Source organism: Janthinobacterium sp. Ant5-2-1, assembly GCF_001445815.1.
Lineage (GTDB): Bacteria > Pseudomonadota > Gammaproteobacteria > Burkholderiales > Burkholderiaceae_D > Janthinobacterium > Janthinobacterium lividum_E.
This window is the reverse complement of record NZ_LNCE01000046.1, coordinates 51,891-77,230: the sequence shown is the minus strand read 5'-3', so window position 1 is coordinate 77,230 and position 25,340 is coordinate 51,891. Positions and strand designations below refer to the sequence as shown.

Annotated in this window: 19 protein-coding genes; 10 read left to right on the top strand and 9 right to left on the bottom strand. The window is 64.7% G+C overall.

Going from position 1 to position 25,340, the window contains the following annotated elements; genetic code table 11:
- Positions 1-2,019, bottom strand: a complete 2,019-nt coding sequence (locus tag ASN89_RS15230; protein WP_058049848.1) for a PAS domain S-box protein — start codon at positions 2,017-2,019, stop codon at positions 1-3.
- Between the two features lie 135 nt (positions 2,020-2,154).
- Here ASN89_RS15230 and ASN89_RS15225 point away from each other — a divergent pair, with 135 nt between their 5' ends.
- The 6 genes from ASN89_RS15225 (at position 2,155) to ASN89_RS15200 (ending at position 7,230) form a co-directional block, all read left to right on the top strand.
- Positions 2,155-3,147 (top strand): TRAP transporter substrate-binding protein, encoded by a 993-nt coding sequence (locus ASN89_RS15225; protein WP_402721258.1) that lies wholly within the window; start codon positions 2,155-2,157, stop codon positions 3,145-3,147.
- A gap of 118 nt (positions 3,148-3,265) precedes the next feature.
- Positions 3,266-3,838 (top strand): TRAP transporter small permease, encoded by a 573-nt coding sequence (locus ASN89_RS15220; protein WP_034746865.1) that lies wholly within the window; start codon positions 3,266-3,268, stop codon positions 3,836-3,838.
- Entirely contained in the window at positions 3,835-5,115 is a 1,281-nt protein-coding gene (locus ASN89_RS15215; RefSeq protein ID WP_034746868.1) for a TRAP transporter large permease, read from the top strand. The genes ASN89_RS15220 and ASN89_RS15215 overlap by 4 nt, the downstream gene beginning before the upstream one ends.
- A gap of 425 nt (positions 5,116-5,540) precedes the next feature.
- Positions 5,541-6,041 carry a methylated-DNA--[protein]-cysteine S-methyltransferase gene (locus ASN89_RS15210; RefSeq protein WP_046686173.1) on the top strand — a complete coding sequence of 167 codons (501 nt, stop codon included), beginning with the start codon at positions 5,541-5,543 and terminating at the stop codon, positions 6,039-6,041.
- Complete coding sequence (gene xerD, locus ASN89_RS15205; RefSeq protein WP_225242529.1) at positions 6,038-6,955, top strand: site-specific tyrosine recombinase XerD; 918 nt, start codon at positions 6,038-6,040, stop codon at positions 6,953-6,955. Before ASN89_RS15210 ends, xerD begins: the two co-directional genes overlap by 4 nt.
- Before the next feature lie 80 nt (positions 6,956-7,035).
- Positions 7,036-7,230 carry a hypothetical protein gene (locus ASN89_RS15200; protein ID WP_046686172.1) on the top strand — a complete coding sequence of 65 codons (195 nt, stop codon included), beginning with the start codon at positions 7,036-7,038 and terminating at the stop codon, positions 7,228-7,230.
- A 69-nt stretch (positions 7,231-7,299) separates the two neighbouring features.
- On the opposite strand, the gene ASN89_RS15195 is transcribed toward ASN89_RS15200, so the two are convergent.
- Genes ASN89_RS15195 through ASN89_RS15185 form a run of 3 tightly spaced genes read right to left on the bottom strand, consistent with a single transcriptional unit; the run spans position 7,300 to position 12,803 of the window.
- Complete coding sequence (locus tag ASN89_RS15195; protein WP_058049847.1) at positions 7,300-8,577, bottom strand: TolC family protein; 1,278 nt, start codon at positions 8,575-8,577, stop codon at positions 7,300-7,302.
- The gene (locus ASN89_RS15190) at positions 8,564-11,668 is read right to left on the bottom strand and encodes an efflux RND transporter permease subunit (RefSeq protein ID WP_058049846.1); all 3,105 of its coding nucleotides are present in this window, start codon (positions 11,666-11,668) and stop codon (positions 8,564-8,566) included. Before ASN89_RS15190 ends, ASN89_RS15195 begins: the two co-directional genes overlap by 14 nt.
- A complete protein-coding gene (locus ASN89_RS15185; protein WP_058049845.1) occupies positions 11,661-12,803 on the bottom strand; it encodes an efflux RND transporter periplasmic adaptor subunit in 1,143 nt (380 codons plus the stop codon). Before ASN89_RS15185 ends, ASN89_RS15190 begins: the two co-directional genes overlap by 8 nt.
- 227 nt (positions 12,804-13,030) lie before the next feature.
- On the opposite strand from ASN89_RS15185, the gene ASN89_RS15180 reads away from it, so the two are divergent.
- Both ASN89_RS15180 and ASN89_RS15175 read left to right on the top strand, forming a co-directional pair.
- Positions 13,031-13,711: a response regulator transcription factor gene (locus ASN89_RS15180; protein WP_058049844.1), complete on the top strand. Its 681-nt coding sequence runs from the start codon at positions 13,031-13,033 to the stop codon at positions 13,709-13,711.
- A complete protein-coding gene (locus ASN89_RS15175; RefSeq protein ID WP_058049843.1) occupies positions 13,704-15,101 on the top strand; it encodes an ATP-binding protein in 1,398 nt (465 codons plus the stop codon). Before ASN89_RS15180 ends, ASN89_RS15175 begins: the two co-directional genes overlap by 8 nt.
- On the opposite strand, the gene ASN89_RS15170 is transcribed toward ASN89_RS15175, so the two are convergent.
- The 4 genes from ASN89_RS15170 to ASN89_RS15155 all read right to left on the bottom strand — a co-directional run bounded on the left by ASN89_RS15170 (position 15,093) and on the right by ASN89_RS15155 (position 20,842).
- Entirely contained in the window at positions 15,093-15,404 is a 312-nt protein-coding gene (locus tag ASN89_RS15170; protein ID WP_152988577.1) for a hypothetical protein, read from the bottom strand. The genes ASN89_RS15175 and ASN89_RS15170 overlap by 9 nt on opposite strands.
- A complete protein-coding gene (locus tag ASN89_RS15165; RefSeq protein WP_046686306.1) occupies positions 15,404-16,126 on the bottom strand; it encodes an MgtC/SapB family protein in 723 nt (240 codons plus the stop codon). The genes ASN89_RS15170 and ASN89_RS15165 overlap by 1 nt, the downstream gene beginning before the upstream one ends.
- 360 nt (positions 16,127-16,486) lie before the next feature.
- Entirely contained in the window at positions 16,487-19,597 is a 3,111-nt protein-coding gene (locus ASN89_RS15160; RefSeq protein WP_058049841.1) for an efflux RND transporter permease subunit, read from the bottom strand.
- Positions 19,598-19,600: 3 nt separating this feature from the next.
- Positions 19,601-20,842: an efflux RND transporter periplasmic adaptor subunit gene (locus ASN89_RS15155; RefSeq protein WP_058049840.1), complete on the bottom strand. Its 1,242-nt coding sequence runs from the start codon at positions 20,840-20,842 to the stop codon at positions 19,601-19,603.
- A gap of 393 nt (positions 20,843-21,235) precedes the next feature.
- Here ASN89_RS15155 and ASN89_RS15150 point away from each other — a divergent pair, with 393 nt between their 5' ends.
- Entirely contained in the window at positions 21,236-23,770 is a 2,535-nt protein-coding gene (locus ASN89_RS15150) for an EAL domain-containing protein (protein ID WP_082654590.1), read from the top strand.
- On the opposite strand, the gene ASN89_RS15145 is transcribed toward ASN89_RS15150, so the two are convergent.
- Positions 23,767-24,729, bottom strand: coding sequence for an endonuclease/exonuclease/phosphatase family protein (locus ASN89_RS15145; RefSeq protein WP_058049839.1), 963 nt, complete (start codon positions 24,727-24,729; stop codon positions 23,767-23,769). The two genes, ASN89_RS15150 and ASN89_RS15145, sit on opposite strands and share 4 nt — an antisense overlap.
- 37 nt (positions 24,730-24,766) lie before the next feature.
- Between ASN89_RS15145 and ybaK the strand changes: the two genes are divergently transcribed.
- A complete protein-coding gene (gene ybaK / locus ASN89_RS15140) occupies positions 24,767-25,258 on the top strand; it encodes a Cys-tRNA(Pro) deacylase (protein ID WP_058049838.1) in 492 nt (163 codons plus the stop codon).
- Positions 25,259-25,340: the final 82 nt, after the last annotated feature.

Here is a 25,340-nt window from a genome sequence, read left to right as displayed (position 1 = left end):
TTAATGCGAGTGCGGCGCGCCTGGCGCGGCCGGCACGCTGAATGTAAAGATGGTACCGCCAGCGGGGTTGGCGCCGAAGGTCAGCGCGCCGCCGTGAAATTCGATGGCGGTGCGGCAGATGTTCAGGCCCATGCCCATGCCTTCGGACTTGGTCGAGAAAAACGGCGAAAACAGCCGCTCGGCCACGTCCTGGGGGATGCCATGGCCATGGTCGATCACGTCCACCGTCACCATGCCCTGCCGCGCGTCGTGGCTGGCCCGCAGGCGCATGATACGCCGTCCCGGCGCCGCGTCCTGCATGGCCTCGATGGCGTTGCGCGTCAGGTTCAGCAGCACTTGCTCGATCATCACGGGGTCGGCGCGCAGCAGCGGCAGGTCCGGCGGCAGCTCTTCCTGGATGGTGACATAGTATTTGCGCGCCTGCAGGTCGATCAGCGCGCGGATGCCGTCGATAAGGGTGCGGATGGCGATATCCTGGCGCTGCGGCTCGCTTTTGCGCACGAAATCGTGCACGCTGCGGATGATCTGGCCGGCTCGCTGCGCCTGCGCGCTGGCCTGTTCCAGCGCCGGCTTCAAGGTGCCCGGATCGACGGGAGCGTCATGCTCGATGGCGCGGCGAATCAAATTCAAGGCGCCCGTCGTGTAGCTGGAAATGGCCGCCAGCGGCTGGTTCAGTTCATGCGCCAGCATCGACGCCAGCTCGCCCATGGTGGCCAGGCGCGAGCTCGTTTGCAGCTTTTCCTGCTGCTGGCGATTGAGTTCCTCGACGCGCTTGCGGTCCGAAATATCGAGCACGGACCCCATCCAGCCCGTCTGCTGGCCGTTCTTGTCCACCAGCGGCGCCTCGAAGATCAGCACCGCCACGCGCGTGCCGTCCGGACGCTGGAAATAGGTTTCGAACTGCGGCGTGGGATTGCCGGCCAGGGCCTTGACGAAGCGCTGCTGGTATTCCTCCAGCGCCTCGGGCACCCAGTAGGGCATGGGCGGCAAACGGCCCAGGATTTCTTCGGGCGGATAGCCGACGATCTGGCAAAACGCGGGATTCACGTAGGTGACTCTGCCTTCCAGGTCGCGCGCGCGCATGCCCGTCACCAGCGAGTTTTCCATCGCCGTGCGAAACAGCATCTGCTGGCGCAGCGCGCCTTCGGCCACCAGGCGGCGCGAAATATGCCGCCACAGGGCCAGCAAGCTCCACAGCAAGCCCAGCGACAGGGCGATGACGGAGCCGACCAGCAAATTGGGCAGCAGCTTGGGCTGGCTTTTCACGCTGTCGGTAAACAGGGTGATGCTGGCGCCGGGCACGTCGAGCGCGCGCTTGTGCGTGTACACGCCGTGGCCGGGACCGGCGGCGGCGCGGCGCGCCAGCACCTTGTCGTCACGGTCGATCAGCGAAATCTGGTTATCCTGGGCGAACCACCACGGCACCATTTCATCGAGCAGGCTGCTGATCTGGTAGGTGGCCACCAGGCTGCCGACATAGCGCTGGCCATCGAACAGGGGCTGGTGGTAATCCATCAGCATGGCGCCCGGCGGCGCGTCGGGAAAGCCCGTCTGCTGCGAAGGCTGGGCATACTGGCCCCGGTGCAAACGGCGCGCATTGTCGGCCGCCGTCAGCGAGGCCGGCGCAAACGACAGCGCGTGCGGCAGGCTGTTGTCGCTGGTGGCCAGCACCTTGCCGCTGGTGTCGAGCCACAGCACGCGCTGCAATTCGCGGCCATTGCGCAACATCTGCTGCAGCCGTTCGTGCACTTTTTCCGTCGACAGGGAGGCGCTGGCGATGTCCACGCCCAGGTTGAACAGGCTTTCCTCGTTGCGCGCCAGCTGGAAGCGGATGGTCTGTTCCACCCACAGGGTGTCGGCGATCAGCTGCTCCTGGCGTTCGTTGCTTTCCATCTGGCGCGCCTGCCAGGGCAGCCAGAACAGGATGGACAGGAACAGCAGCAGCAGGATGACGGGCAGCAGCCAGCGCATCGGGCTCGATAGCTTGAAGCGGCGTGCAAGGGTGGGGGGAGTCGGCATGGCTGGCAGGGTAGCGGCTTATCGGGAACCGGCTATTGTGGTTAACCACAATAGCGGCGGCAGTTTCTTTGGCACAATATCCAAGTAGACAAATAATAAAGTTTTTCAAAAACCACTCAGGAGACAACAATGCAGATGAAAACCATGTTCGTCGCGCTGTGCGCGGCCATAGGCGCCACCGCCGGCGTCCACGCTTACGCGCAAGCCCCCATCGTCATCAAGTTCAGCCACGTCGTGGCGACCGACACGCCGAAAGGCCAGGCCGCCGAACGCTTCAAGCAGCTGGCCGAAAAAGCCACGAATGGCAAGGTCAAGGTCGAACTGTACCCGAACAGCCAGCTGTACAAGGACAAGGAAGAACTCGAAGCGCTGCAGCTGGGCGCCGTGCAGATGCTGGCGCCCTCGCTGGCCAAGTTCGGCCCGCTGGGCGTGAAGGAATTCGAAGCCTTCGACCTGCCCTACATCTTCCCCACCAAGACGGCGCTGTACAACGTCACCGAAGGCGAAATCGGCAAGAGCCTGCTGAAAAAACTGGAACCCAAGGGTATCACGGGCCTGGCCTACTGGGACAACGGCTTCAAGGTGATGTCGGCCAACAAGCCGCTGCACATGCCGGCCGACTTCAAGGGCCTGAAAATGCGCATCCAGTCGTCCAAGGTGCTCGACGCGCAGATGCGCGCGCTGGGCGCCAACCCGCAGGTGCTGGCCTTCTCGGAAGTGTATCAGGCGCTGCAGACGGGCGTCGTCGACGGCACGGAAAATCCGCCATCGAATATGTACACGCAAAAGATGCATGAAGTGCAAAAGCACGTGACCGTGTCGAACCACGGCTACCTGGGCTATGCCGTCATCGTCAACAAGAAATTCTGGGATGGCTTGCCGCCCGATATACGCGGCCAGCTGGAAAAAGCCATGCGCGAGGCGACCACGTTTGAAAAAGCCATCGCCCAGCGCGACAACGACCAGGCCCTCGACGCCATCAAGAAAGCGGGCAAGACGCAGATCTATACGCTGACGGTGCAGGAACAGGCCGAGTGGCGCAAGGCGCTGGCACCCGTGCAGAAGGCCATGGAAGGGCGCATCGGCAAGGACCTGATCTCGGCCATCAACAAGGAAAGCGCGAAGTAAGCAGCATGCTGTAGCGCGCCGCCTGGCGCGCCAGGCAGGGCATCCCTGCCACTGGCTTGAATGACTCCTGCGCGTCCTGCGCGGGAGTCCGTGTACCCGCATTCTTTGAAAGTCCACCATGAAATTTCTGGATCACCTGGAAGAGTGGCTGATCGCGACCCTGATGGGCGCGGCCACCTTCATCATCTTCGTCGCGGTCGTGCACCGCTACCTGGCGGGCCTGCCGATACCGGGCCTGCAAGACTTCCTGATTCAAATCAATACCAGCTGGGCTCAGGAACTGTGTATCTACATGTTCGTCTGGATGGCCAAGTTCGGCGCCGCGTATGGCGTGCGCACGGGCATCCATGTGGGCGTCGATGTGCTGATCAACCGCATGAACCCGCGCTGGCGTGACCGCTTTATCGTCTTCGGCCTCGGCGCCGGCGCCCTGTTTACGGGCATCGTCGGGACTTTGGGCGCCAGCTTCGTGTGGTCGATCGGCCACACGGACCAGACCTCGGCCGACATGGAAATCCCCATGTGGCTGGTGTACCTGGCCGTGCCGCTCGGTTCCTACCTGATGTGCTTCCGTTTCCTGCAAGTGATGGTGCATTTCATCAAGACGGGCGCCTTGCCGAAACACGATCACTCGCACGTCGAGGGCCTGGAAGACGAACTGACGGCGGAAGAAAAAGGAGCCAAGGCATGAACGCGCTGATTATTTTTGTGTTGCTGCTGGCGCTGATGCTGACCGGCATGCCGATTTCCATTTCGCTGGGCCTGACGGTACTGACCTTCCTGTTCACCATGACCAGCGTGCCCATCGAATCGGTGGCCCTGAAGATTTTCACGGGCATCGAGAAATTCGAGATCATGGCCATCCCGTTCTTCATTTTGGCCGGTAACTTCCTCACGCATGGCGGGGTGGCGCGGCGCATGATCAACTTCGCCAGCTCCATGGTCGGCCACTGGCATGGCGGCCTGGCGCTGGCCGGCGTGATGGCGTGCGCGCTGTTTGCGGCCGTGTCCGGTTCCAGCCCCGCCACCGTGGTGGCGATCGGCTCCATCATCCTGCCGGCCATGGTCAAGCAGGGCTATCCGCGCGGTTTCGGCGCCGGCGTCATCACCACCTCGGGCGCGCTGGGCATCCTGATTCCACCGTCGATCGTAATGGTGATGTATTCCGTCAGCACGAATACCTCGGTCGGTAAACTGTTCATGGCGGGCGTGATTCCCGGCATGATGCTGGCCATGCTGCTGGGCCTGACCACGTGGTTTTTGGCGCGCAAGCACAACTATCCGCGCATGAAAAAGGCCAGCTGGGGCGAGCGCTTCGTCACGTTCAAGAAGAGCGCCTGGGGCCTGCTGCTGATCGTCATCGTCATGGGCGGCATCTATTCGGGCGCCTTCACGCCGACGGAAGCGGCCGCCATGGCTGCCGTGTACGCCTTCATCATCGCCGTCTTCGTCTACAAGGACTTGAAGATCAAGCAAGTGGGCAAGGTCTTGCTCGATTCGGCCGCCATGTCGGCGATGCTGTTGTACATCATCACCAATGCCGTGCTGTTCTCGTTCCTGATGACCAGCGAAAACATCCCGCAGGCGATGGCCGAATGGATCACGGGCAAGGGCTTGGGCGTGATCAGCTTCTTGCTGGTGGTCAACGTGCTGCTGTTGTTGGCTGGTAACGTCATGGAACCGTCGTCCATCGTGCTGATCATGGCGCCTATCCTGTTCCCCGTCGCCATGAAGCTGGGCATCGATCCCGTGCACTTCGGCATCCTGATCGTGGTCAACATGGAAGTGGGCATGTGCCATCCACCCGTGGGCCTGAACCTGTACGTGGCGTCCGGTATCACCAAGATGGGCATCTCGGAGTTGACCGTGGCCGTGATGCCATGGCTGCTGACCATGCTGGCCTTCCTGGGGTTGATTACCTACGTACCACAAATCTCGCTGTGGCTGCCAAATTTAATTTACAACTAAAACAGTTGTCCCCGTCATGGTGCAAAAAAAGTCGATACGGCCGAATAAATGCGCTATGATGGGCAGCCTTAAGGGGAAACACGTATATGCATATACGCTCCGGTAGCAAGGCTGAAATACAGAATTGGTAACAAAGTTAGTGGGGGAGTGGTCTATAAAAACGGTATTGATACCGGGGATATATTGAGGAGACACACGTTTCACAGAAGTTGTTGAGTCATAGCTGTCTGCGGCCACAAGCCGGCACCGGCGGACCCAAACGACCGGGAACGTGAAGCAATATTTGAAGCGCACCGACTGGTGCGCTTTTTTTTCGTGCGCAGGAAACGTCCGCCGGCACGCCCAAAGACGGTGCATAATTCCCGTGGCGCCGGTTCCCGCGGCGGCAGGTTGCATATATGCCACACTTGAATAATGATCAGCAGATGAAAAAACAACAGGGCAGTGAACTGTTCAGCGCCATCGTGGCCGCGCCGTTCGGCGCCATGGGCGTGCGCGCGCACGATGGCCAGGTATGCGAACTGGTCTACCTGCCGCCGCACTTTGCGGAAAAAGACGCGCTGGATGCCGTCTCCGAGCGGGCATGCCAGCAACTGGCGCGCTATTTCCGCGATCCCGATTATGTCATCGACCTGCCGCTGGCCGCTTCGGGCAGCGCCTACCAGCAACGGGTGTGGGCGGCGATCAGCGGCATTGCGCGCGGCCAGGTGCGCACCTATGGCGACGTGGCGCGCCTGATCGGCTCGGCGCCGCGCGCCGTGGGCCAGGCCTGCGGCGCCAACTGGTTTCCCGTGGTGATCCCCTGCCACCGGGTCACGGCCGCTGGCGGCCTGGGCGGCTTTGCCCACCACGACGACGCGACGGGATTCCACTTGGGCGTCAAGCGCTGGCTGCTGGCGCATGAAGGCGTGGCGGCTTACCTATGATGAACAGCCTGCTGGCCCCCGACAACGCCACCCTGATCGATGAATTCTGCGACAGCCTGTGGCTGGAAGACGGCCTGTCGAAAAACTCGCTGGACGCTTACCGGCGCGACATGCGTTTGTTTGCGCGCTGGCTGGAAGTGGCACGTCCCGGGCGTGAGGGCCTGTATGAGGTGTCCACGGCCGACATCGAAGCGTATTTCGCCGCCCGCCACGACGAGAGCAAGGCCACGTCGTCGAACCGGCGCCTGTCCGTGCTCAAGCGTTTTTACCAGCTGGCCCTGCGGCACAAGCATATCGCTGCCGACCCGTGCCTGAAGATGGTCTCGGCCAAGCAGCCCGCGCGCTTCGTGCACACCTTGAGCGAAGCGCAGGTGGAAGCCTTGCTGGCGGCGCCCGACGTGAGCACGCCGCTGGGCCTGCGCGAACGCACGATGCTCGAACTTATGTATGCGAGCGGCTTGCGCGTGTCGGAGCTGGTGGACTTGAAATCCGTGGAACTGAGCCTCAATGATGGCGTGCTGCGCATCACGGGCAAGGGCAGCAAGACGCGGCTGGTGCCGTTCGGCGAACAGGCGCGGCTGTGGATCGAGCGCTACCTGAAGGAAGCGCGCGGCATCATTCTTGACGGGCAAATGGACGACGCGCTGTTCGTCACGCGGCGCGGCGGCGCCATGACGCGGCAAATGTTCTGGGTCATCATCAAGAAACATGCGCTGAGCGCCGGCATCACGGCCCCGCTGTCGCCGCACACCCTGCGCCACGCGTTCGCCACGCATTTGCTCAACCATGGCGCGGACTTGCGTGTTGTGCAATTGTTACTGGGACACTCCGATATTTCCACCACGCAGATTTACACGCATGTGGCCCGCGAACGGCTGAAACTGCTGCATGCGCAGCATCATCCACGCGGCTAAACATTTGGTGTTTGCTCCAACTACGTCATAATGTGGCTTATATGCTTATCTGTAACATCTAAAAACTAAAGAGGTAGTAAATGGCCAAGACAAATTTCCAATACGAAAAACGGCAAAAAGAGCTGGAAAAGAAGAAGAAAGCCGAGGAAAAAGCCAGACGCAAGCTGGAAGCGAAGAACAATCCGAAGCCGGCCGACGGCGAAGAGGGTGCCGAAGGTGCGGAGAGTGATGAGCCGGAAGACGACGACACCGACGCGCCAGCCCAGCCCCAGTAATTCCCCGTGCTTGACGACCGGTGCGGCACCATCGCCGCGCCGGTAACTCCTCGTTCTACTTTCTCCCCGCTACAAGCGCGGCCGCTGGCCGATCGCCAGTTGCAGCTGCGTGCTGGCGATGGTCGCATCGGCGCGCGCCTGCACATAGCCCTGGTAGGCTTCATCGGCCGAACGCTGCGCCGCCAGCCATTCCAGCAGCGACGCATTGCCTTTGACGTAAGACAGGCGCATGCCATCGACCACCTTTTGCGCATCGACCAGTACGCCGTCACGGTAGCGCGCCAGCCTGTCCTGCGCCGCATGCAGCTGCCGCTGCGCCGTGCGCACTTGCGTTTCCGCCGTCAGTTCCGCCTGGCGCAGCGCCAGCATCGCCTGCGTGACACCCGCTTCCGCCTGCACGATGTCTCCCTTGTCGCGCCGCGACAGGGGAATGGGGATGGCCAGCGAGATGGACAGCGCGCGCGAGCGCGGTGAACCGTCGACGGGATTGCCGCTGGCGTCGATCCCGTCATGGTAGCCGCGGGCGGCGGCCAGGCCCACGGTGACGGTCGGATCGACCGAGCGGTTGGCGCGCACAAGGGCCGCGCCGTCGCGCAGATTGTCCACGGTGGCACGGGCGATGCGCACGTCGTTGCGGGCCTCGAGCGCTTGCTGCAGCAGCGCGCTGGCATCCTGGTCGGCATACGCGGCAAAGTCGCAGGCCAGCTGCGCGTCGGGAAATAGCGCATCGAACTGGCGCCCCAAGGGCGGTGACAAATTCAACATGGCGCTGTCCGCCTCGCTGCGCGCCTGCGCCAGCTCGGCCTGGAACTGGTCGCGTTCCACGCGCGACTGCAGCAGCTCGATGCCGCCCACGTCGCCCGCCTTGCGCCGCACGGTGTTCGCCTCCACCACTGTCGACAGGGCCGCCATGGTCTGCTCCTTGCGCGCGAGGACGTCGCGCGTGCGGCACGCTTCCGTGAACGCGGCGGCGGCCGTGCCATACAGCTCGCTCTTGAAGCCGGCCACCGTTTCCTCGGCCAGCGCGACATTGCTGTGCGCCGCTTTTAACCGCGCGGCGCGCTTGCCGCCCGTCTCGATGGCCATGCTGATGGCCGGGTTCCACGTGACGGGACGGTGCTCGACGCTGCGCACGGTTTCGCGCGTGGCGCCCAGAGTGAACTCCGGGTCGGGACGCAGGCCGGCAATGCCGATGCCGGCCTTGGCCGAGTTGATGCTCTCCTGCTGCGCCTGCAGTTCCAGGCTGTGGCTTTCCACGGCGGACAGGTAAGTGTCAAAGCTCAAGGGCGCGGCAATGGCGCCGGGCGCGATCAGCCAGACCGCCAGCAGCAGATTAAAACGTGTCATGGGTCTCTCCTTCGGTATGCGTCTGGCGTTTTTGCAGGTGCGCCTCGATCAGGTAATACAGGGCCGGCAACAGCAGCAGGGTCAGTGCCGTCGCCGTCACCAGGCCGCCCACCACGACAGTGGCCAGCGGTCGCTGCACGTCGCTGCCCAGGCCCGTGGCCAGCATGGCCGGCGTCAGCCCCAGGGCGGCCACGGTGGCCGTCATCAGCACGGGGCGCATGCGGTCGCGCGCGCCTTCGAGCACGGCGTCGCGCAAGCTTTTGTCCTCGTCGACGCGCAAACGGTTGATCTGCGCCAGCATCAGCACGGCATTTAATACGGCCACGCCGAACAGGGCGATGAAGCCGACGGCGCTCGACACGTTCAAGGTCATGCCGCGCAGGTGCAGCGCAGCCAGGCCGCCCAGCATGGCCAGCGGCACGGCCAGCAAGACCAGCGCAGGCTGGCGCAGGTTGCGGAACTGGCCAAACAGCAGCAGGAACATGGCGCCCAGGGTCATCGGCAGGATCAGGGCCAAACGGCTTTGCGCGCGCTGCAGGTTTTCGAACTGGCCACCCCACTCGACGCTGATGCGCTGGTGTTCATTGGCCACGGCCTGCGCCACCAGGGGGCGCGCTTCGGCCAGGAAGCCGGCCAGGTCGCGCCCGCGGGCATTCAGGCGCACGATGATGTGGCGCCGTCCCATTTCACGCACGATCACGCTTTCGCCCGAAGTGGTGCTGATGCTTGCTACCTGCGCCAGCGGAATTCTCGCGCCATTGGCGGCCGTGAGCTTCAGGCTGGCGATGGCGTCCGGGCTGGAGCGCGTGGCGGGCGGGAAGCGTACGGCGATGTCGTAGCTTTTCTCGCCGACATACACCTGGCCGATGGGCGCGCCGCCGATGCCGGTGGAAATCAGGTCGGCCACGTCGGCGGCGTTGATGCCGTAGCGGGCCGCCTTGGCGCGGTCCAGTTGCACCTTCAGGTTGGGCAAGGGCGGCTCCACGTCCACAGCCACGTCGGAGGCGCCGTGGACGGTTTTGAGGACATTGGCCACCTTGCCGGCGATGGCGCGCACTTCATCGAGATCGTTGCCGAAGATTTTCACCGTCAGGTCGCTGTGCGCGCCCGACAATTTATCCTGCACGCCGTCGATCATCGGCTGCATGAAGGCCACCGTAACGCCGGGCATGCGGGCGAAGCGTGCATTCATTTTGGCGATCAGCTGCTGCTTGCTCATGCCCGATTTCCAGCTTTTATACGGATGCAGTCCCACGCTCGCCTCGATGTGCGACGGCGTCCAGTAATCGGTGCCGTCGTCGTTGCGCCCCGTCTGCGTGACGATGGTCGACACTTCCGGGAATTCCAGCGCGGCGCGCCGCAGTTCGCTGGCCATTTCGGACGCCTTGTCCAAGGTGATCCCGGGTGGCATCTGCACCTGCAGCCACAAGGAACCCTCATCGAGGTACGGTAAAAAGTCGCGCCCGATGCTGCCGCCCAGGATGGCAAGCGCTGCGAGCGATCCTGCGCACACCATTGCCACCCAGCGCTTCCTGCCCACCATGCGCTCGAGGAAGCGGCCATACGCGCCTGTCAGCGTGTCCAGCGCGCGGTTGTGCGGCATGCGGCGCGGCTTGCGCAAGGCCAGCCAGGCCAGGCCGGGGATCAGCACCAGCGCCACCACCAGCGCGCCCAGGAGCGCCGCGCCGACCGCGTACGCCATCGGCGAAAACAGCTTGTATTCGATGCGCTGGAAGGCGAACAGGGGCAGGTAGGCGGCGATGATGACGGCCATGCCGAACATGATGGGACGCGCCACCTGCAGGGTCGCATCAATGGCGTCCTGCAGGGTCAGGGGCCGTTCCTGATCCCGTTCGCGGCGGCGCAGCATGTTTTCCAGCACCACCACGGAACCGTCGACGAGGATGCCGAAGTCGATCGCGCCCAAGGACAGCAAATTGGCGGGAATCTTAAAGTGGTGCATGAAGATGAAGGCGATCAGCAGGGCCAGCGGAATCGTCAGCGCGACGATGGCGGCCGCGCGCGGGCTGCCCAGATACAGCAGCAGCACGAGGGCGACGAGCAGCATGCCTTCACCGAGGGTAAATCCGACCGTGTGCAAGGTGGCGTCGATCAGCGAGCTGCGGTCCAGGTAGGGCACGACCTTGACGTCCTTCGGCAGCACATGGGCGTTCAAGTCGTCGACGGCCGCATGGATGCCGGCCAGCGCTTCGGACGGGTTGAAATCCTTGAGCAGCAGGGTGATGCCTTCGATGGTGTCGGGGTTGTCGTCCTTGCCGAGGATGCCGCGCCGCTCCACGTTGCCGTAAGCGAGCCTGCCCAGGTCTTTTACCAGTACGGGCACGCCGTCCTTGCTGCTGACGACGACGTTGCCCATGTCGTCGAGGGTATGCAGCAAGCCCACGCCGCGCACCACGTACGATTGCTGGCCGCGGTCGATCACGCTGCCGCCGCCGCTGATGTTGTTGGCGTTGATGGCGTCCTTGACCTGCGCCAGCGAGAAGCCGTAGCTGTCCAGCTTTGCGGGGTCGAGTTCCAGCATGAACTGCGTCGTGAGACCGCCGAAATTGCTGACGTCGGCCACGCCGCGCACCTGCTGCAGGCGGGGGATCACGGTCCAGAACTGCAGCTCGGACAGTTCGCGCAGGGAACGCGTCTTCGATTCCAGGGTGTAGCGGTAGATCTCGCCTGTGGGCGACGTATAGGGATCGAGGCCCGGCTTGGCGTCGTACGGCAGGTTCACGCTGGCCAGGCGTTCCTGCAGCCGCTCGCGCGTGAAGTAGCCGTCGCTGCCATCCTCGAACACGACCGTGATCAAGGACAGCGCGAACAGGCTGCGCGTGCGCAGCACGTGCATGCCGGGCGTACCGAGCAGGGCACGCTCGAGGGGAATGGTGATCTGCTGCTCGATTTCCTCGGCGCCCAGTCCCGGTACTTGCGTGACGATCTGCGAGGTGACGTCGGCGATGTCGGGATAAGCCTCGATGGGCAGCTGCTTCCAGCAATAGACGCCGTAGGCGGCGACGAACAGCAGCACGAGCCAGACGATGCCGCGCCGCTGGCAGCAGGTGGCGATGAAACGGTCAATCATTGAGCAGCACTCCTTCCTTGACGACGATGCGTTCGCCCGCGCGCAAGCCCGAGACGATTTCCACCTGGTCTCCATGGCTGGCGCCCACTTCCACCGTGCGCGGCGTGAATACCAGCGGGCTGCGTTCGACCATCACGCGCGTCGATGGTCCGCTTTGCAGCACGGCGGATGCGGGCACGAGGAGGGCGCGGCGGGAAGCGCCGGCGAATCCCGCGTGGGCGAACATGCCGGGCTTGAAGGCGCCGGCGCGGTTGTCGATGGCCACGCGTACTTTCACCGTGCGCGTCTCGGGATCGAGCACGGCGCCGACATAGGCGACCTTGCCTTCGAAAGCCTTGCCGGGCCAGGCGTCGACGGTGATGCTGGCCGTTTGTCCCACGGCCACCTGCGCCAGGTCCCTCTCGGCCACGGTGGCCGACAGCCACACGGTGGAGAGATCTGCCACCGTCATGACGGGTGCGTTGATATCGTTCCAGTAGCCGCCCTGGGCGCCTTCCATGGCGATCACGGTGCCGGCGATCGGTGAACGCAGCACGTAGTCACGGCGGGCGCGGCTGGTGCCGCGTGTGCCGCGCGCGTCGGCGCCGTACTGGGCCAGCTTGTCGGCGCTGGCCTGCGCGTCGCTGCCGGCCTGGTCGTAGGCCGCCTGGGCCGCTTCGTACTCCTTGCGCGCGGCGATCTCCGCCTCGAACAGGGTTTTCTGGCGCTCGAGTTCCTGGCGCGCCTGCAGCAGGGCGGACTTCGCCTTGCTGTCATCCGCGTAGGCGGCGCTCAGTTCCGCCGAATCGAGCGTGAACAGCGGGTCGCCCGCCTTCACGCTGTCGCCCAGTGAACGTTGCAAGCGCGTGATGCGCCCGGCCAGCGGTGGCGTGATTTTCACCAGTTTTTCCGGCATCGCTTCGATGCTGCCCGGCGCCTCCGTTTGCGTGGCGATCTCCTGTTCCTGCACGGGCGCGATCTGCAGGCGCTGGCGCAGCGGCGACATCTTGTCGACGGCGATGCTGCCGTCATCGCGGTGTATTGATTGCGCAGCGGGCGTGGCCGCCGGTGTCGGCTTGGCGCAGCCGGCCAGGGCCGAGCAGGCGAGAGCGAGGGCGCAGCTGGCGCCCAGGGCGTTGCGGGTGGTCGTGTTCATCCCGTGTTTCCTTGTTATTGATGGTGATGGGGCATGCGTGGATGCTGTGCCCAGGCGGGCGGTCAGAGGGGGCGCGGGCAGTATCAGTACAGCGCCGGGAAAGCATAGCAATGTGCTCCTGAAGAAGCGCCCAAGAACGCCTGAATCATTCTTCAGGTTCGCTGTGCGCACGCTGCGGCGCGGTAAAATGCCAGCATGGAAAACAAGGCGCGACGCGAAAGGCAGGCATGAGAATCCTCCTGGTGGAAGACGACCGCAAGGCGGCGCGCCTGCTGGCCCGCGGCTTGCAGGAAGAAGGCTTTGTTGTCGACGTGGCGCACAGCGCGGAAGAGGGCGAGGATGAAAGCTACGCCGTCGACTATGACGCCATCGTGCTGGACTGGATGTTGCCGGGCAAGCAGGGCATCGATTTTTGCCGCGACTTGCGCGCGCGCGGCATCCAGACGCCCGTGCTGATGCTCACGGCGCGCGACGCCACGGCCGACCGGGTGGTGGGCCTGAACACGGGCGCCGATGATTACCTGACCAAGCCGTTCGAATTCGAGGAGCTGCTGGCGCGCATCCGCGCCTTGCTGCGCCGCTCCGACATCAGCCGCCCGCTGGTGCTGGCGCTCGCCGATTTGACGCTCGATCCCGTCAGCCATCAGGCCACGCGCGCCGGCGCGCCGCTGGTGCTCACGCCCAAGGAATATGCGATTCTGTTGATCCTGCTGCGCCAGGTGGGCGAGGTGGTGAGCCGCGCGCGCCTGGCCGAACAGATCTGGCAGGCGGACCTGATCGGCATTGATAACCTGATTGACGTCCACGTGCGCAACCTGCGGGGCAAGGTCGATGCGCCGGGCTTGCCGCCCTTGATCCACACGGTGCGCGGACGCGGTTTCCGCCTGGCGGAAAACAACGGTGGCTAGCTTTCGCAAGCGCCTGTTGCTGGTGCACCTGGCCGTCATCCTCGCCATCGTCGCCTGTACGGCGCTGGCCGGCTATTGGGGCTTGTCGCGCGCCGTGCATGGCCAGCTTGATGCGGCCCTGCTGGCGTTGGGCGAGACGGAAATGGCCATGCTGCCGGCCGCGCCGCGCCAGCCCGTGCAGGTGCACGAGGTGGCGCCGGGCCTGGCGCCGCCGTCGTTGACGCGCCTGGATCGCCTGGTGCAGATCATCGATGGCGAAGGCCGCGTGCTGGCGCGCAGCCGCAATCTGGAGGCGGCGCAGCTGCCGGCGCCGCCCGGCCTGCTGGCGCGCCTGGCGGCCGGCGAGACCGTCTTTGAGACCCTGCCCAAGTTCGGCGAAGAGCCGTTGCGCATGGTGTCGATTCCCGTGCCCTCGTCCGGCGCGGGCCTGGCCGTGCAGGTGGCCGGTTCGCTCGACGACACCAATCACGTGCTGGCCGCGGCCACCGTGCTGTTTGGCGCCATGGCGCTGGCCTTGCTGGCGGCCGTGGGGCTGGCCGGCGAAATGCTCACGCGCCGCGTGCTGGGCGCCATCGACGACGTAGTGGACCAGGCCCATTCGATCGGCGAAGCCAGCCTGCACCAGCGCCTGCCCCATCCCGGCACGCAGGACGAAATCGGCCGCCTGGTCGATACCCTGAACGCCATGCTGGACCGCCTGGAACACGGCTACGATGCGCAGCGCCGCTTCACGGCCGACGCTTCGCATGAATTGCGCTCGCCCCTGTCGCGCCTGCGCACGGAAATCGAAATCACCTTGCGCCGCCCGCGCGAGACGTCCGAGTATGTCGACGCGCTGGCGTCCTGCCTCGATGAAGTGCAGCGGCTGACGACCCTGGTGGAAGAACTGCTGATGCTCACGCGCCTGGACGTGGGCCAGGAGCGCAATGCCGTGGAAACCATCGCGCTCAATCCCCTCGTGCGGGCGGCCGCGCAGCGCCTGGAAAAGGCGGCCGCGCAGCGCGGCATCCGCATCGTCTTCGATGATAGTGTGGCCGTGCGCGCGCGGGTGGCGGCCGGCCCTGTGGATCTGGTGCTGGCCAATCTGCTCGATAACGCCGTGAAGTTTTCGCCGCCCGACAGCGTCATCACCGTGCACGTGGCGCGCGAGGGCGGGCATGCGATCGTCGGCGTGGCTGACGCGGGCCCCGGCATCGGCGTGGAAGACTTGCCGCATCTGTTCGAGCGTTTTTACCGGGGCGCCAAGGCGCGCGCGGGAGAGGCTCCCGGTTTCGGCCTGGGCCTGGCCCTGTCGCAAGCCATCGTGCACGCGTATGGCGGCAGCATCGAGGCGCAGAACCGCCCGCAAGGCGGTGCGCTGTTTCTCATGCGCCTGCCCGCCTCAGATTGACGGCGCGACGCCTTCCCAGCGCACTTGCCGCACTTGCGGCCAGGCGCCCGCGCGGTTGACGAAGCGCACCAGCACGGCGCGCTGCACGGCCAGGCACAGCACCGTGGCGATCAGCTGCACCACCTGCCGGGCTTCGTCCCAGCTGCGCAGCATCTGCGACGGCGCCAGGCCCGCGCCTTTCAGTTCGGCCAGCAGCAGGCGCGCGACATGGTCCGCTTGCGCCGCAGGGCAGGTGACGGTCAGGCGGTAGGTGGCCACGACGGGACCGCGCCGGGCAAACCAATGGAAGAATTTTTTCATCATCACACTCCTCGTTCTGCGACAAATTCCGCGTTGTTCACCAGCGCCCAGCGCACGGCCGAGACGCTGCCTTCCAGGCTCACCTGGCTGACGATCTGCTCCAGCAATCCCAGGCTGGACAGGGGCGTGAGCAGGTCGGCCCGCACTTCGATACGCCCCGCGTGCGCGGCATCCTCGCTGTGCAATGATTGCAGCATCAGGGCCGGCATGCCGCTGATCATGCGCAGCATCAGATTGCGCACCTGGACTTCCTGCTCCGCCTCGCACACGGCCGTCACGCGGTAGATGCTTTCCGTCTCGATGCCCGCTTCGCTGCCGTGGGCGTTGATGCGCTGCGCCAGGTGGCGCAGCACCAGGTTGGCGATCAGCACGAAGCCCGTGCCGATCGCCGCTTCCAGGGCGAAGCCAAGGCCGCACAGGATGCCGATGGCGGCCGAGCACCACAGGGTGGCGGCCGTGTTCAGGCCACGCACCGTCATGCCTTCACGCATGATGACGCCGGCGCCCAGAAAACCGATGCCCGACACTACCTGCGCGGCGATGCGCATGTGGCCCGAGGCATCGCCTTCGAGCACGGAAACCATCACGAACAGCGAGGCGCCGACGGACACCAGCGCATTCGTGCGCAGGCCCGCCATGCGCTGGCGCAGCTGGCGTTCGGCGCCGATCATGGCGCCCAGGGTCAATGCCGCGGCAACGCGCAGCGCAAAGTCAAATACCACCATCATTTCTCCCGTCTGGGGAGGAACAGGCGAGTGCAAGGGCGAAGACTATCCGCCCGCAAGGGGGCAGCAGACGACAACGGTGGAACGAAGAGGAGGGAAGTACTGCGAGAGAATACTGCCGCTGGTAAAACCGCACCTTGCCGAGGGCAGGGCGGGCGGAATGCGCGCGTCTTGCCTAAGGCCGATCGCCGATGGTCAATCGACTACTGTCACTGGAACAAGCACCCACGAGTCACTCCATATCATTGATAACCGGGACAGTCTAGCCAGTGGGGCCGCTTTGGTCAACTGAAGCTCTCTTCAGGAAGCCGCCGCGTCGTCCCCGCCAATGCGGGGACGGTGAAGGCGACCGGTTCTGATTTAATGTGCGGCGTCGGCATGTGCATCGGTGTGCGCATGCTCGCCGCCGCCAAAGAAGCGCGCGGCGCGCTTGCCCAGGCTGTCGAGGTAGGTGTAGGCGACGGGCACCACCACCAGTGTCAAGAGGGTCGAGGTGATGACGCCGCCGATGACGGCGCTGCCCATCGGCGCCTGCGATTCGCCGCCGTCGCCCATGCCGATGGCCATCGGCAGCATGCCGAAGACCATCGCCAGGGTCGTCATCAGGATAGGACGCAGCCGCACTTGCCCCGCTTCCATCAGCGCCTCGAACTGCTCCAGGCCTTCGCGCTGGCGCTGGTTGGTGAAGTCGACCAGCAGAATCGCGTTCTTGGTGACGAGGCCCATGAGCATGATGAAGCCGATCACGGAGAAGATGTTCAGGGTGCTGCCCGTGATCAGCAGCGCGGCCAGCACGCCGATCAGCGACAGCGGCAAGGACACCATGATGGCGATCGGCTGCAAAAAGCTGCCGAACTGCGAGGCCAGCACCAGGTAGATGAAGATCACGGCGATCCCCAGCGCCATCATGGCGCCGCCCATGGTTTCGGCCATCTGCTGCGCATTGCCGGCCACGTCGAAGCGTACGCCCGGCGGCAGGTCGATCGATTGCATCGCCTTTTGCACGTCGGCGTCGACGTCGCCGGCAGGGCGGCCCTGCGTGCCCGCATAGATGGCGACACGGCGCTGCAAGGCCTGGCGTTTGAGCACTTGCGGGCTCGATGACGGCACGAATTCAACCACCTGGCGCAGCGGAATCATGACGGGCTTGCCGTTGGCGTCAAGCTTGCTGGACGCGAGCGACAGGTCGGCCAGGTCGGCCACCTTTTGCCGCCCCGATTTGGGCAACTGCACGTTGACGTCGTAGTTCTGCCCGTCGGACGCCAGCCAGTGGCTGACCGTGTCGCCCGCCACGAATGGACGCAGCGCATTGCCGATCTGCTGCACCGACAATCCCAGGTCGCTGGCCAGTTCGTTATTGATCTTCACGGTGGTCGACGGATTGGCGCCTTCCTGGCTGTATTCCATGTCGGCCAGGCCCTTGATGTTGCGCATCTTGTCCATCAGCGTATGCGCCACGGCATCGAGCTTGCCTTCGTCCGTGCCCAGAATGGCGATGAAGATGGGGCGCTGGCCGACGGACAGGGTGATGCCGGCAATCGGCGCCAGGCGTTCGCGGATCAGCTTTTCCAGTTCCTGCTGCGAGCGGCGCTTGTGCGTCTTGATGTCCGTCAGTTTCAGGTTCACCTCGGCCGCATTGCGTCCATCGGGCGTGCCGATATTGGCCACCAGGCTGTCGATCTCGGGGAATTCCTTCAGGGCTGTCTCGATCTGGCGCACTTTGCTATCCGTGTATTCGAGGCTGGAACCGACGGGCGTCTTGAAGCGCAGGTTGACCCAGCCCTGGTCCGTCTCGGGGAACATCTCGCCGCCGATCATGGGCACGAGCATCAGGCTGCCCGCGAAGAGGGCCACGGCCGTGGCCAGCGTCGTCTTGCGCCAGCGCAGGGCCAGGGCCAGCACCTTGCCATACCAGACGTGCAGGCGGTCGATGCCCGTCTCGATCCAGGCCATGAAACGGCCCAGCCACGGCACGTACTTGAAGCGGTCCTTGACGGGGTCGCGCCAGACGGACGACAGCATGGGGTCGAGCGTGAAGCTGACGAACAGCGACACGAGAACGGCGACGGCCACGGTGATGCCGAATTGCAGGAAGAAGCGGCCGATGATGCCGTCCATGAAGGCCACCGGCACGAACACGGCGACGATGGCGAATGTGGTGGCCATCACGGCCAGGCCGATTTCATTGGTGCCGTCGTTGGCCGCCTTGTAGTGGTTCTTGCCCATGCCCAGGTGGCGCACGATGTTTTCGCGCACGACGATGGCGTCATCGATCAACAGGCCGATGCACAGGGACAGTGCCATCAGGGTCAGGAAGTTCAGGGTAAAACCGAAAGCCTTCATGGCGATGAAGCTGGCCAGCACGGAAATCGGCAGGGTCAATCCCGTGATGATGGTCGAGCGCCACGAGTGCAGGAACAGGAAGACGATCACCATGGTCAGCACGGCGCCTTCGATGATGGTGCGCTTGACGTTATTGAGCTGGCTTTGCACGCGTTCCGATTCGTCGTCGAGCACGCGCAGGGTGATATCGGGCGGCAAGGTCTTTTGCAGGTCGGCCGCCACTTTCAGGATGCCGGTACCCACTTCGACCACGTTGGCATCCTGCACCTTGGTAATTTCCATGGTCACGGCCTGCTGGCCGTTCATGCGCGAGATCGACAGTTCTTCCTGCTCGCCGTCGACGACGGTGGCCACCTGGTCCAGGTAGACGGGGCCGACGGCGCGGCGCGCGACGATGATCTTGCCGAATTCACGCGCATCCTTGATCTTGCCTTCCACGCGCACCAATTGTTCGGCCGCGCCATGGCTGATCGAGCCGGCCGGCAAATTGGTATTCGTCGCCTGGATGGCGCGGATCACTTCATCGACGCCGATGCCCTGGGCATTGAGCTCGATGGGCTTCATGCTGATGAGGATCTGGCGCGCGCGCAAGCCGCGCAGCTTGACTTGCCCCACGCCGGCCACGCCCTGGAAGCGCTTGCTGATGATCTGCTCCGTCATGGTCGACAGCGAGCGCAGGTCATGCCCGGTGGATGTGAGCACGATGGTGGCGATGGGGCGCTCGTTGTCGCCTTCGGCGCGGGCGATGAACGGGTCCTTGGCTTCCTTCGGGAAGCGCGGGCGCACCAGGGCCACCTTGTCGCGCAAGTCCTGCATGGCCTTGTCCATGTTCGTCGACAGCTCGAATTCCAGGTAGACGCCGGCGCGTCCTTCCCACGAGTTGGCGCGGATGGTCTTGATGCCGCTGACGGTGTTGACGGCGTCCTCGATGGGGCGCGTGATGTCGTTTTCCACGGCCTCGGGCGAGGCGCCAGGGTAGTTCACTTCAATGGCGGCGAACGGGAACTGCACGCTGGGCATGCTTTCCACGCCCAGGCCACGGTAGGAGAAGATGCCCAGCACCACCAGCGCCACCATGACCATGGTGGCGAAGACGGGGTTTTGAATACTGACTTTGGTCATCCACATGGCTTAATCCTTCCGTGCCAGCACGGCTGCCGGCGCGGCGGGGGCGGCGGGCGCGGTTGCTGGCGCGGCAAAGGTCACGCCGTGGCCAGGTTTCACGCCATCGAGCTTGGCGACGATGACTTTCGCGCCCGGCACCAGGCCCGATGTGACTTCCGCATAGCCTTCATCCTCGTTGCGCAATCCCAGTGTGACGGGCTGGGCGACGACCTTGTTGTTGACCAACGCATACACGACGGGACCCTGCTTTTCATTGCGCACGGCCGTCAGGGGCACCAGCGGCGCCACGATTGATCGCTCGGTGACGATGCTGCCCTTGGCGAACATGCCGCCGCGCAGCGCGCCATCGCCATTGTCGACGGCGATGTAGACGAGCATGGCGCGCGAGCCGCTCTCGGTGGTGGGATTGATGCGCGTGACCTTGCCGGCGAAGTCGCGCGCACCGAAGCCGTCGACCTTGAAGTGCACGTCCTGGCCCAGCTTGATGCGGGGAATTTCCGCGCTGGGCACGGGCGCTTCCAGGGTCAGCTGCGCCAGGTTGACGATGGTGTAGACGGGCATGTCGGGCGAGACTTTTTCGCCGGCCTGCAGGTGGCGCTTGCTGACGATGCCGGCCATCGGTGCGCGGATCACCGTGTCGGCCAGCGCGATGCGGGCGATGTCGACCATGGCGGCGGCGGACTTGACGTTGGCGCGCGCCAGGTCGACGGAGTTTTGCGTCGTGTCGTAGGCCGTCTGCGAAATGTATTTTTGCTTGAGCAGCGCCTGGCTGTTCGCCTCGTTTTTACTGGCCATCGACAAGCGCGCCTGCGCTTCGTCGAGCATGGCTTGCTGCTGCGTCAGGCGGGCGCGCAGGTCGGCCGCATCCAGGCGCACGAGGATTTGCCCGTTGGCTACCTGCTGGCCTTCCTGCAAGGTCGTTGCCTCGATCACGCCGGAAACCTTGGCCTTGATGGTAGCCTGGGTCACGGGCGTCAGCGAGCCGGACAGGGGCAGGCTGATGCTGAGGGCGCGCGCATCGATGGCGGCCACGTCGCCCTGCGCCAGTTCATGCACGGGCGTCTTTTCCTGCTCCTTCTTCTTGCTCGCTTGCTGCTCGGCCGCCTTGGCGGCTTGCTGCTTCGATTGCATCACCGTCCAGCCGCCGCCGGCCAGGCCCAGCACGACGAGGATCAAGACGGGCGTGCGCCAGCGCCGGCGGCGCGTGGCGGCAAGGGGGGAGGCGGGGGGCAGGGTCTCGTTTTTCATAGGTTTTTTAGTCAGGAGCGGCGCAGGGCTTCGGCGCCAGGTCTCGGTGCGGCCGGCCTGCGGCAGGCCGGGGGAATTCGGGTAGCGCATCACCGTGGCGGCCGCAGACAGCACGCCTGCCGCTGCGGCCGTTCACGGCGATGCGCATGTTGCCACTTTAGGAAGATTCAAGTCCGGCTGCCATCGCCATGCGACAGATTGCACAAAATCGGGGCTGGAATGCAAAAAACGGCGACCGGAGACCAATGCCAGCATGCCCGCCGTGCGCGTCACGATGCTTGCGCATCCTCAAGAAGCCGATTCGCCGGCGCGCAAGAATGGTCAGGATGGTTGCGCCACCGGACAGGCCATACGCCTGCCGGTTGCCGCGCGGCCGCGCCACGAGGGGGCCTGATGTCTGATCGGATTGCCGGAGCCGCCCCGTCGCCGGGCCGTTTGCTGGCCGCGGCCGAACCGCAGGCGGGGCCGGCCGGCAAGGCGCTCGATTTGCTGTCCATCATCGTTGCCGCCGTCGAACAGGCGCCCGGCCTTGCCGTGCGCGGCATCGACCGCGACGGCATCGTGCGTTACTGGAGTGCCGGCGCGGCGCGCCTGTATGGCGTGCCAGCCGAGCTGGTACTGGGCCAGCCGTGGGCCAGGGTGGCCGCGGCGCTGCCGGATGCCGCCAGCGTGGCCGAGGAGGTTGCCGGCGAACTGGCGGCCGTGTGCGAGAGCGGCAAGGCACGCAGTACGCGCCTGTGGAAGCTCGGCGCCGATGGGGCCGCGCCGCGTTGCATCTGCTCCACCGTGTTTCCCGTCATCCAGTCCGGGCGTGTGCGGCAAGTAGTCTGCATCGACGTCGACATCACGGCCGGCGGCCACGATGGCGCCGCGCAGGGCGCCTTGCTGTTGATGGGCGACAATTTCCGCCAGTTGTACGAGAAATCGGCCGACGCCATCCTGCTGCTGCGCGACGAGCATGTCGCCGAAGCGAATCCGGCCGCCATTGCCCTGTTTCAATGCGAAGACCGGCCACGGCTGCTGGCGCGCCGCCTCAGCGATTTTTCGCCCTTGCGCCAGCCCGATGGCGCATTGTCATCGTTGCGCGGCACGCAGTTGGCGGCGCAAGCCCATGCCGACGGCAACTGCCGCTATGATTGGCGCTACCAGACGTGCACGGGCCAGCTGTTCTGGGGCGAAGTGCTGCTCACGTCCGTCACGCTCGACCACACCTACCTGTTCTACGCCGTGATCCGCGATATTTCCTCGCGTAAACTGGCCGAGCGTGCCCTGTACCTGTCGGCACAGGTGGTCGAGCATGCGCGCGAAGCCATCGTCGTGATGGACCCGCAGCAGCGGGTCGTCAGCATGAATCCCGCGTACAGCGAGATCAGTGGCTACAGCCTGGAGGACATGCTGGGCAAACCTTTTGTGTTGCACGGCGTGGAGCCGGACGCGCTCGCGTTTTTCGACCACGTGTGGGATGAAGTCGACGCCAACGGCTATTGGCAAGGCGATATCGCCGGCCAGCGCAAGGCGGGCGGACGCTACCCGGCCTGGCTGTCGCTGACGGCCATCCGCGACCCGCAGGGGCAATTGAGCAATTACCTGGCCATCCTCAGCGATATCAGCGAGCGCAAGAAAAACGAGGAGCACACGCGCCACCTGGCCGAGCACGATTTCCTCACCGACTTGCCGAACCGCGTGCTGCTGCTGGACAGGCTGTCGCTGGCGCTGGCGGCCGCGAGGCGCAAGCTGAGCATGCTGGCCATTTTGTACCTGGACCTCGACCACTTCAAGCACATCAACGACAGCATGGGCCACCACGTGGGCGACTTGCTGCTCAAGGAAGTGGCGCGGCGCCTGGTGCGCTGCGTGCGCGGCGTCGACACGGTCAGCCGGCATGGCGGCGACGAGTTCGTCATCATCCTGGCCGAGGTGGGCGGCATCGACCAGGTGGCCCATGTGGCGGCCAGCCTGCTGCATGCCGTGACGCAGGTGTACCAGCTGGGTGACTATGAACTGCATGTATCGACCTCAATCGGCGTGGCCATCTTTCCCAGCGATGGCGACGGCATCGATACCCTCGTGCACAACGCCGACATCGCCATGTACCACGCCAAGGAGAACGGGCGCAACAATTTCCAGTTTTTCAACGCGGAAATGAACGCGCAAATCGTCGAGCGTGCCAGCCTGGAGCAAGGCTTGCGCGAAGCATTGGGCCGCGATGAATTTGTGCTCGAATTCCAGCCCGCCCTCGATGTTGCCAGCGGGCAGATCCTCGGCGCCGAAGCGCTGTTGCGCTGGCGCCACCCGCAACTGGGCGTGCTGCCGCCCGAGCGCTTCATCGCCGTGGCCGAGGAATGCGGCTTGATGGTGTCGATTGGCAACTGGGTGCTGCGCCACGCCTGCCTGCGCGCGCGCGCCTGGCACGATGCGGGCCATGCCTGGAGAGTGGCCGTGAATCTGTCTCCCGCGCAATGCCTGCACAATAATTTATTGCTCAGCGTACAAGAAGCGCTGGCCATGTCGGGTTTGCCTGCCGCCAGCCTGGAACTGGAAGTGACGGAGTCCTTGCTGATGAAGGGCGGCGCGCGCCTGGCCGGCGTGCTGGCGCAGCTGCGTGCGCTGGGCGCCAGGCTGGCCATCGACGACTTCGGCACCGGCTATTCGCGGCTGGCCAACCTGCACCATTACCCCGTGGATAAACTCAAGATCGACCCCTCGTTCCTGCCCGCCGTAGCCGATGGCGCAGCGGGCGAGTCCGATACGGCCGTGGCCGCCACCATCATCGCCATGGCGCGCGAGCTGCAATTGACGGTGATCGCCGAAGGCGTGGAAACGGCGCAGCAACTCGCGTATCTGCGGGGACAGGGCTGCCAGCAATACCAGGGGCGCTATGCCAGCGCGCAAGTCGAGGGCAGCGCGCTGGCGAGGTTGCTACATTAGTCAATGTTTCCCAGCAGCTTGATGCGCGCCAGCACCTGGCCATGGTCGGATGCATGCGGCAAGCCCCGCAGCAAATGGTCGTTGAGATAAGTCACTTCCTGCAGCACGCCGATGGCGCGCGGCGAGGCAGGATGAAAATGTTCGGACACTAGGATGTGGTCGATCGTCATGTAGGCGCTGTCGTGGATATTCGTGTAACCCACGTGGCGCAGGGCGTCCTGGCGCAGCTGGATGGCGTTGGCGTCGTACAGGCGCGCGCGCATTTCCATGCCGGGCTCGCACGGCGCGCCCGCGCCCATGACGATGGACGTGGTGACGGCATTGGCGATGTCGTTGAAGTCGCCCAGCACGATGCGGGGACGGCCGCTGTGGCCCAGCTCGCTTGCCAGCACGCGCAGGGCCACGGCTTCCGCGCCGCGCCGCTGCAGCGAGCGCAGGTTGGCCAGCGCGTAGCTGGCCGCGTCGTTGCCGTCGCCATGGCGGTAGTCGGGCCGGCGCGATTTCAAATGCACGACGACCACATCGGTGAGTTGCCCGCCAGGCAAGATGACCTGGACGTGCAGGGGCGCGCGGGCGAAGCGGCAGGCGTTGTCATCGGCGGATACGCTCATGCCGGTCGGAAAATCCGCCCAGGCAACACCGGCGCCGGCCAGCGGCAGGCGCGATACGAGCGCCACCGTGGGCAGCATGCGTCCGGCGGGGTCCATCGCATCGTAGCCGGCCACGGTGGCTTCGCGGTAGTGGCGCGTGCGCGACAGCACGTCGCGCAGGGCCGCCTGCGAGAAAATTTCCTGGAAACCGATCACGTCGGCGTCAAGCAGGTCGATCTGCCGCGCCGTCCACTCCGCCTTAGCTGCGTATTGCGCCGGGCTCAACGGTTCCAGGTTGTCATACAATTTCGCCCCGGCGGGGGCAAGGTTGCAGACATTGAATGTGGCAAAGCGGATTTCTTCCTGCATAATTAGCACTCCTCACTGAACGATCAGCGTATCACGCATGGCTAAAAAAGAGCATATTTCCGAAACCCAGGCGACGCAGTTGCTGCGCAAGCATCAAGTTTCCTTTGAAGAACATCCGTATCCGTACGAAGAGCACGGCGGCACCAGCGTGTCGGCGCGCGAACTTGGCGTGCCCGAGCACTCTGTGATCAAGACCCTGGTGATGCAGGACGAGGCGGCCAAGCCGATGATCGTGCTCATGCATGGCGATTGCAAGGTGTCGACCAAGAACCTGGCGCGCGGCATCGGCTGCAAGTCCGTCGAACCGTGCAAGCCCGAGGTGGCGCAGCGCCATTCCGGCTACATGATCGGCGGCACGTCGCCATTCGGTACGAAGAAGGCCATGCCCGTGTACGTGGAGCAATCGATCCTGGACTTGCCGCGCATCTACATCAATGGCGGGCGGCGCGGTTTTCTCGTCTCGCTGGCGCCGCAGGTGCTTGTTGATTTGCTGCAAGCCAAGCCCGTGCAGTGCGCCTTGCAGGATTAAGAAAACCAGTCCCCGCCCTGTCCGTAGGCGGAGCGCTGGTGTATATTCTGCTGCGCCAGCCTCGATGCTGGTGTAATAAACA

Coding starts and splice junctions, on each gene's coding strand:
- ASN89_RS15230 (WP_058049848.1), bottom strand. CDS start 2,019: ATGCCGACTCCCCCCACCCTTGCACGCCGCTTCAAGCTATCGAGCCCG.
- ASN89_RS15225 (WP_402721258.1), top strand. CDS start 2,155: ATGAAAACCATGTTCGTCGCGCTGTGCGCGGCCATAGGCGCCACCGCC.
- ASN89_RS15220 (WP_034746865.1), top strand. CDS start 3,266: ATGAAATTTCTGGATCACCTGGAAGAGTGGCTGATCGCGACCCTGATG.
- ASN89_RS15215 (WP_034746868.1), top strand. CDS start 3,835: ATGAACGCGCTGATTATTTTTGTGTTGCTGCTGGCGCTGATGCTGACC.
- ASN89_RS15210 (WP_046686173.1), top strand. CDS start 5,541: ATGAAAAAACAACAGGGCAGTGAACTGTTCAGCGCCATCGTGGCCGCG.
- xerD (WP_225242529.1), top strand. CDS start 6,038: ATGATGAACAGCCTGCTGGCCCCCGACAACGCCACCCTGATCGATGAA.
- ASN89_RS15200 (WP_046686172.1), top strand. CDS start 7,036: ATGGCCAAGACAAATTTCCAATACGAAAAACGGCAAAAAGAGCTGGAA.
- ASN89_RS15195 (WP_058049847.1), bottom strand. CDS start 8,577: ATGACACGTTTTAATCTGCTGCTGGCGGTCTGGCTGATCGCGCCCGGC.
- ASN89_RS15190 (WP_058049846.1), bottom strand. CDS start 11,668: ATGATTGACCGTTTCATCGCCACCTGCTGCCAGCGGCGCGGCATCGTC.
- ASN89_RS15185 (WP_058049845.1), bottom strand. CDS start 12,803: ATGAACACGACCACCCGCAACGCCCTGGGCGCCAGCTGCGCCCTCGCT.
- ASN89_RS15180 (WP_058049844.1), top strand. CDS start 13,031: ATGAGAATCCTCCTGGTGGAAGACGACCGCAAGGCGGCGCGCCTGCTG.
- ASN89_RS15170 (WP_152988577.1), bottom strand. CDS start 15,404: ATGATGAAAAAATTCTTCCATTGGTTTGCCCGGCGCGGTCCCGTCGTG.
- ASN89_RS15165 (WP_046686306.1), bottom strand. CDS start 16,126: ATGGTGGTATTTGACTTTGCGCTGCGCGTTGCCGCGGCATTGACCCTG.
- ASN89_RS15160 (WP_058049841.1), bottom strand. CDS start 19,597: ATGTGGATGACCAAAGTCAGTATTCAAAACCCCGTCTTCGCCACCATG.
- ASN89_RS15155 (WP_058049840.1), bottom strand. CDS start 20,842: ATGAAAAACGAGACCCTGCCCCCCGCCTCCCCCCTTGCCGCCACGCGC.
- ASN89_RS15150 (WP_082654590.1), top strand. CDS start 21,236: ATGTCTGATCGGATTGCCGGAGCCGCCCCGTCGCCGGGCCGTTTGCTG.
- ASN89_RS15145 (WP_058049839.1), bottom strand. CDS start 24,729: ATGCAGGAAGAAATCCGCTTTGCCACATTCAATGTCTGCAACCTTGCC.
- ybaK (WP_058049838.1), top strand. CDS start 24,767: ATGGCTAAAAAAGAGCATATTTCCGAAACCCAGGCGACGCAGTTGCTG.